This is a genomic window from Lacrimispora amygdalina, from assembly GCF_003432035.1.
GTDB classification, from domain to species: domain Bacteria; phylum Bacillota; class Clostridia; order Lachnospirales; family Lachnospiraceae; genus Lacrimispora; species Lacrimispora amygdalina.
Genome location: NZ_QOHO01000005.1, coordinates 82,270 through 88,269 on the forward strand (window position 1 = coordinate 82,270; position 6,000 = coordinate 88,269).

Below are 6,000 nucleotides of genomic sequence, written 5' to 3' on the forward strand. Positions count from 1 at the left end.
AAGCCTGGTACAATTGGCCAGTGTCACGGATGCTGGCCAGTATTTTTTAATCTGTATCAGTTCCCACAATAAAAAAACACATCAGATCTGACTTAACATCAGACTTCCATGTGTTTTAAAAATAGCGGAAGGGAGATTCGAACTCTCGACACCACGGGTATGAACCGTGTGCTCTGGCCAACTGAGCTATTCCGCCATATTCAATTCTTTGATAAGCGCTTGCTTATCAGTGGGACCTACAGGGCTCGAACCTGTGACCCTCTGCTTGTAAGGCAGATGCTCTCCCAGCTGAGCTAAGATCCCAGTGCCTGTCAGGAGTTTTTTTCTCTCGTTCCCGACTGCCTCATTAGTATAATATGAATTGTATTAATTGTCAACACTTTTTTGTCAATTTTTTTCTTTTTTTACCAGGTCTTGTAAAACCCTGATTCCTGCGTGGTTTTCTTCAATTATTCCCTGTGTGGAACAAGTCAAAAAGCTCTTTATAGTAAGTCTGATAGATACTTCCTTTTCTCCAGATAAAAGAAAAATCATGAGTCAGTTTAAAATCCTCCAGATGAATTTTTCTTAAAATCCCCGCCTCCAGCTCCTGCTTTACAGCTGTCTCATACAGAAAGGTAATGCCCCTCCCTTTTGCAGTCATCTGCTTGATAGCACCGATGTTGTTGACCTCTACCCGGTTGGTAAAATCCTGGAGAAGCAGATTTTTTCCTTCCAGATACCGTTCCAATACATAACGGGTACCGGAACCGGACTCTCTGATAAAGATTCGTTCTGTGAGAAGATCTTCCATTCTCTTGACTTCTTGATGAAATACGTAATCCCCGGCACACACAGCAGCAAATGGTTCCGAATCATAAACCAGAAAATCATATTCCTTTTTTTGAAAAAATCCTTCCACAAGAGCAAATTCAATCTCGCCTTCATTGAGTTTTTGGAGAAGCTCCCTGGTATCTGCCACAATCATCCGGACAGAAGAATCCGGATATACCTCTAAATATCTCATAAGTGCTTCCGGCATCTTATATTCTCCAATAGTCATCGTAGCCCCGAATACCAGATGTCTTCTTCTCTCAGACTGCTGCTTCATGATTTTCTTCAAATGAAGTTCATCATCTCTCATGGTAATGGCTGCAGACAAAAGAGTTCTGCCGCCATCAGTCAGACTTATTTTTTTACCGCTGTATTCAAACAGCCTGACTTTATACTCCTCTTCTAAATATCTGATATGATGAGATACCGCAGGCTGAGTAATATTCAGTTCTCCTGCGGCTTTTGTAAAATTCATATGCCTGCACACTGCAAGAAAGGTATCCATCCGAAAATCCAGCATCTTTCGTACTCCTTCTTAGTATTTTCCTAATCATAACATATATTTATCATTAAATAAATATTTATAATTTCATTTTATTGCATTCTTCCTATATAATTGCCTCAGATCAAAAAAGAGGAGGAATTTACTTATGAAAAAATATGTTCCAGGCATGGTTCTGTGCCTGATCCTTGCAATACCCGCCTGGTATTTTGGAAAACTGGTTCCGGTTGTGGGAGGACCGGTCTTTGCCATACTTCTCGGCATGTGCGCTGCACCGTTTCTCACAGGAAAGGAACAGATCCGTCCAGGCATCGCCTTTACTTCAAAAAAAATTCTGCAATATGCAGTCATTCTTCTTGGATTTGGCATGAATCTGTCCACAGTTCTGCAAAAGGGCAGACAGTCTCTTCCCATCATTGCAGCCACCATCACCACTTCCCTTGTCATCGCCTATGTGCTGTTTCGCAAGTTAAAGGTTCCTGAGAAAAGCGCAGTCTTAATTGGCATCGGATCTTCCATCTGCGGCGGCTCCGCAATTGCTGCCACAGCTCCGGTCATTGATGCAGACGACAATGAAATCGCACAGGCGATTTCTGTTATATTTTTATTCAACATTGCGGCTGCCCTTTTATTTCCGGCTCTTGGCACCGCACTTGGTCTTTCCAATGAAGGATTCGGACTTTTTGCAGGGACTGCAATTAATGATACCTCTTCCGTCACTGCAGCAGCTTCTGCCTGGGACGGGATCTACGGTAGCAATACGCTGGAGGCCGCAACAATCGTCAAATTAACCCGTACACTTGCCATTATTCCCATTACATTGTTACTGGCTCTGTACCGGGCAGGTAAAGAGCAGAAAAACTCAGGGGAACAACCAGGATTAAGTAAAATTTTCCCATTTTTTGTGCTGTATTTCCTTTTCGCCTCCATTATCACCACCGTTTTTGCTCTTCCCAATTCCCTGACCGGGCATATAAAAGAATTGAGTAAATTTTTTATTATTCTCGCCATGGCTGCCATCGGCACCAACACCAATCTGCCCAGACTGCTGAAAACCGGTAAGAAACCAATTATCCTGGGATTCTGCTGCTGGGTTGGAATTTCAGTCGTCAGCCTGACGCTTCAGATTGTTCTTGGGATCTGGTAATCTATTTCCAGTTCACTTTTATTTTACAACTGAATAATATAATTAAAGTAATATAATGAGAGGAGGGAAGATGTGTCAAAACAAAGCGCTTCTTCTAAAATAAAAGATAATGCATTGTTGAACAAAGGATATCCAGTACCGGATGAGACCATATCAATTCAGGTTGATAAATATTTTGGACGACTGATGGATTTTATTGAAGAACGTAACCTGGACGATATCAAGGCTGGAATTAAACAAAATTTACTATACTGTCAGAAAAAAGATGGTCCGGTTTATCATGCAATTATTAATTACTACAACCGTTACAGCAGCCTGTGGGGTGCTTATGATCCGGATAAGGGAATATATGATCTTGTGGATAACCGTGCTGATGCATTAGTAAATCATAAGAAAGATTTTGAATGGCTGTATGGGCAGCTTAGTGATTATAGATCCAGGAAGATTTTATTAAATATCCTTTCCTATTGGCTTAAGACTGATAAAACATTGATTGGAGATATCTGTGATAAGTGTTTTAGTCAATATTTTGATTTTGATCTGATACACTGTGATCACAACGAGGTTTTCGTGGATATCGGAGCTTATATAGGGGATACTTTGATTCAGTATACAAATATGTTTGGTAAAAAATGTTATAAGCAGATTTATTGCTACGAAATTGTACCCGCAAATGTACAGACTATATATAAAAATGTGGAAACATTTAAACTGGAAAATGTAGTAGTGCGCGAGAAGGGCGTAAGTGATAAATGTGGATTCATGTATTTAGAGGAAGATGGTATTTCTTCTGTCCGGCAGCTTGCAAAGGACGGATCTATCAGGACTCCGACAGTTACCATAGATGATGATATTGAAGGGGAAGTAACGTTTATCAAGATGGACATTGAGGGTGGTGAAGAACGTGCATTATCAGGATGCAGAAATAAGATAGCCCGGTATCACCCCAAATTGGCTTTGAGTGCTTATCATAATCATAAAGACCTATGGAAATTAGCACGTATTATTAATGAAATTGACCCGTCTTATCGTTTTTATCTGCGTTATTATGGATATGCTCTGGTTCCCACAGAATTTATATTATATGCATTGTAAGACCAGATACCAGACAACCCCAGACTTTGTGTAAACCTTCAGACTGATGTAAATAGAATTGCTCAGCCTGAAGGTTTATTATTTTTTCTTCACAGTTCTTTTCATTTATTTTAAAAATACAGAGTTACTGTTATTCTTATTCTCTCTCACTTCCAGCTGTGGTATGCTGTGAACAAATTTGGAAAATGTGGAGTAGCCATAATCCTTTACCTTAAAGTCTGAGAATTTGCGATGCATTCCATTACCAAGAGCCGCCAGCTCCATTCCATTCTTTCCGCTGCCTTTTACCAGTTTTACTGCGTAATCATCAAGCTCCTGTTTTCTGGTCCGGTTGTCCTTCATCCGCACAGTGACCACATTGCTTGTCTTTCTCAGTTCAAAGCTGTCCATCTCTTCCAGAAATTTGGACAAAGAACTGTATCCGTAATTTCTCACGTCAAAATCCGAATACTTTTTTACAAGCCGGTTGCCGATTTCTCCCAGTCCAGTTGCCTTGTTCTTATCCTCGTTCTCCAGAATTATGGAAGCAATATCCTGTTCAATCACTTCTTTTCCGATGGCTCCGCCTCCGGTTCCCTCTTCATCCTGATCCAGCAAAACTTCCAGATTGGTGAATACAGTACAGGCAGCGCGGAAGGATTTGGGAGTTTTTTCCTCTCCCATTCCAATGACTTCCTTTCCGGACTCCCTCAAACGGCTTGCAAGACGGGTAAAATCACTGTCACTGGAAACAATACAGAATCCATCTACGTTATCGGTATAAAGCAAATCCATCGCATCGATAATGAGAGCGGAATCGGTTGCATTCTTTCCCACTGTATTGGAAAACTGCTGAATTGGTGTAATAGAATTTTCCAGAAGCTCCATCTTCCATTTGCCCATCTGGGCGCTTGTCCAGTCACCGTAAATTCTTTTGTAGGTAATCACTCCATATCGGGTCATCTCATCCAGAATACACGTAATGTACTTTGCGGAAATATTATCCGAATCAATCAATACTGCAAATTTCTTATCACTCAATCCTCTGCTCTCCCGTCATTATTGTTTTACATTTTCTGTCAATTTCATTGACTTTGTCTCTATTATATTTCATTTTTCCAATTATTACAATAACATCACAATGGGTAATCTGGGATAATTTTTGCAACGTATTTTTTTGATTTTGCTCCATAATAAAAAAGAGTTAAAAAACATCAACAGAAGGGAGTGTTACTATGAATTCAGTAGCTGCTAACGGATGTGAAACTGCTACACCCGGCCAGACCATAGGTTTAGCCATTGCGACCGTTCCCATGCAGCCATGGGAACAGCCATATGATCCAAAGACAGCATTAAAACACGGGACCATATTCCCCAGCCTTGATCTGCCATTTTACGTAACAGGAGGGGAACAGCCATGATCGATCAGAAAAATTTACTCAGTCAGATAACTGAAATCAGTTTTACCGTAAATGATCTAAATCTTTATCTGGATACTCATCCTCTTGATGAGAATGCGTTAGATGCATTTAAGGACGCTATGACGCAAAGGAAGCAGCTTCTTCAAACCTATGCGGATAATTTTGAACCGCTTACCATGAACTGTATCTGCCCTGATACCAATAACAAGACAAAAACCCTGACAAAATATCCTGACCAGAGACATTTCACCTGGTGCGACGGTCCTCTGCCGTGGGAAGGAGGTGCTTTCTAATGTGGACGTATGAAAAAAGACTGCAATTTCCTGTTAATATTAAAAATACCTGTCCCAAAACAGCTTCTCTGATTATCAGCCAGTTTGGCGGACCAGATGGAGAGCTGGCAGCCTCCATGCGTTATCTTTCCCAAAGGTATTCCATGCCATGCAAGGAAGTGGGCGGACTTTTAACCGATATCGGAACGGAGGAGCTGGGGCATTTGGAAATGGTCTGCTCCATTATTTACCAGCTCACCAAAAACCTGACCACAGAGCAGGCAAAAACGGCTGGTTTTGACGTTTATTATATCGATCACACCACCGCACTGTGGCCTACGGCTGCTGCAGGAGTTCCTTTTAATGCCTGCGAATTCCAGTCCAAGGGCGATGCCATCACCGATCTGATAGAGGATCTTGCAGCGGAACAGAAAGCAAGAACCACCTACGATAATTTAATCCGTGTGATTACAGACCCGGATGTAAGAGAGCCGCTTAAATTCCTGCGGGCGCGGGAAGTGGTTCACTTCCAGAGATTCGGGGAAGCTCTGGAAAATATAAAAACTACGTTAAATCCGAAAAACTACTATTATTATAATCCGGAATTTGACAAACAGTTTGTTAAGAAAGAAATGTAGGATTACAAAAAAAAATCACCTTTCGTAAAATAGAAAATTTCTATTGGAAACGAAAGGTGATTTTCGTATAACAGATGCAGAGGATCAGTTTCCTTATTTTGATTTTACATCCGGAACATAAGCACAATGGTTC

At 41.0% G+C, this 6,000-nt stretch carries 7 protein-coding genes and 2 tRNA genes; 5 read left to right on the forward strand and 4 right to left on the reverse strand.

Translation table 11 applies throughout. The features are described 5' to 3' along the window. Positions 1-122: 122 nt before the first annotated feature. The 3 genes from DS742_RS01485 to DS742_RS01495 form a co-directional block, all read right to left on the reverse strand. Positions 123-196, reverse strand: a tRNA-Met gene (locus tag DS742_RS01485). A 34-nt stretch (positions 197-230) separates the two neighbouring features. Continuing rightward, positions 231-303: transfer RNA gene (locus DS742_RS01490), tRNA-Val, on the reverse strand. A 142-nt stretch (positions 304-445) separates the two neighbouring features. Beyond that, positions 446-1,333: a LysR substrate-binding domain-containing protein gene (locus DS742_RS01495; RefSeq protein WP_117415267.1), complete on the reverse strand. Its 888-nt coding sequence runs from the start codon at positions 1,331-1,333 to the stop codon at positions 446-448. A 130-nt stretch (positions 1,334-1,463) separates the two neighbouring features. On the opposite strand from DS742_RS01495, the gene DS742_RS01500 reads away from it, so the two are divergent. Together DS742_RS01500 and DS742_RS01505 are read left to right on the forward strand one after the other, a co-directional pair. Continuing rightward, positions 1,464-2,462, forward strand: a complete 999-nt coding sequence (locus tag DS742_RS01500; protein WP_117415268.1) for a YeiH family protein — start codon at positions 1,464-1,466, stop codon at positions 2,460-2,462. A gap of 72 nt (positions 2,463-2,534) precedes the next feature. Next, positions 2,535-3,557, forward strand: a complete 1,023-nt coding sequence (locus tag DS742_RS01505; protein WP_117415269.1) for an FkbM family methyltransferase — start codon at positions 2,535-2,537, stop codon at positions 3,555-3,557. Between the two features lie 105 nt (positions 3,558-3,662). Here DS742_RS01505 and DS742_RS01510 read toward each other — a convergent pair whose 3' ends face one another. Beyond that, a complete protein-coding gene (locus DS742_RS01510) occupies positions 3,663-4,577 on the reverse strand; it encodes an NYN domain-containing protein (RefSeq protein WP_117415270.1) in 915 nt (304 codons plus the stop codon). Between the two features lie 194 nt (positions 4,578-4,771). Between DS742_RS01510 and DS742_RS01515 the strand changes: the two genes are divergently transcribed. Genes DS742_RS01515 through DS742_RS01525 form a run of 3 tightly spaced genes read left to right on the forward strand, consistent with a single transcriptional unit; the run spans position 4,772 to position 5,867 of the window. Continuing rightward, entirely contained in the window at positions 4,772-4,957 is a 186-nt protein-coding gene (locus tag DS742_RS01515; protein ID WP_117415271.1) for a spore coat associated protein CotJA, read from the forward strand. Next, the gene (locus tag DS742_RS01520) at positions 4,954-5,250 is read left to right on the forward strand and encodes a spore coat protein CotJB (protein ID WP_117415272.1); all 297 of its coding nucleotides are present in this window, start codon (positions 4,954-4,956) and stop codon (positions 5,248-5,250) included. Before DS742_RS01515 ends, DS742_RS01520 begins: the two co-directional genes overlap by 4 nt. Then, positions 5,250-5,867, forward strand: a complete 618-nt coding sequence (locus DS742_RS01525) for a manganese catalase family protein (protein ID WP_117415273.1) — start codon at positions 5,250-5,252, stop codon at positions 5,865-5,867. Before DS742_RS01520 ends, DS742_RS01525 begins: the two co-directional genes overlap by 1 nt. Positions 5,868-6,000 lie beyond the last annotated feature (133 nt).

Excerpts from the sequence above, each read along its gene's own strand:
- DS742_RS01515 (WP_117415271.1), top strand. The coding sequence starts at position 4,772 with ATGAATTCAGTAGCTGCTAACGGATGTGAAACTGCTACACCCGGCCAG.
- DS742_RS01525 (WP_117415273.1), top strand. The coding sequence starts at position 5,250 with ATGTGGACGTATGAAAAAAGACTGCAATTTCCTGTTAATATTAAAAAT.
- DS742_RS01495 (WP_117415267.1), bottom strand. The coding sequence starts at position 1,333 with ATGCTGGATTTTCGGATGGATACCTTTCTTGCAGTGTGCAGGCATATG.
- DS742_RS01520 (WP_117415272.1), top strand. The coding sequence starts at position 4,954 with ATGATCGATCAGAAAAATTTACTCAGTCAGATAACTGAAATCAGTTTT.
- DS742_RS01500 (WP_117415268.1), top strand. The coding sequence starts at position 1,464 with ATGAAAAAATATGTTCCAGGCATGGTTCTGTGCCTGATCCTTGCAATA.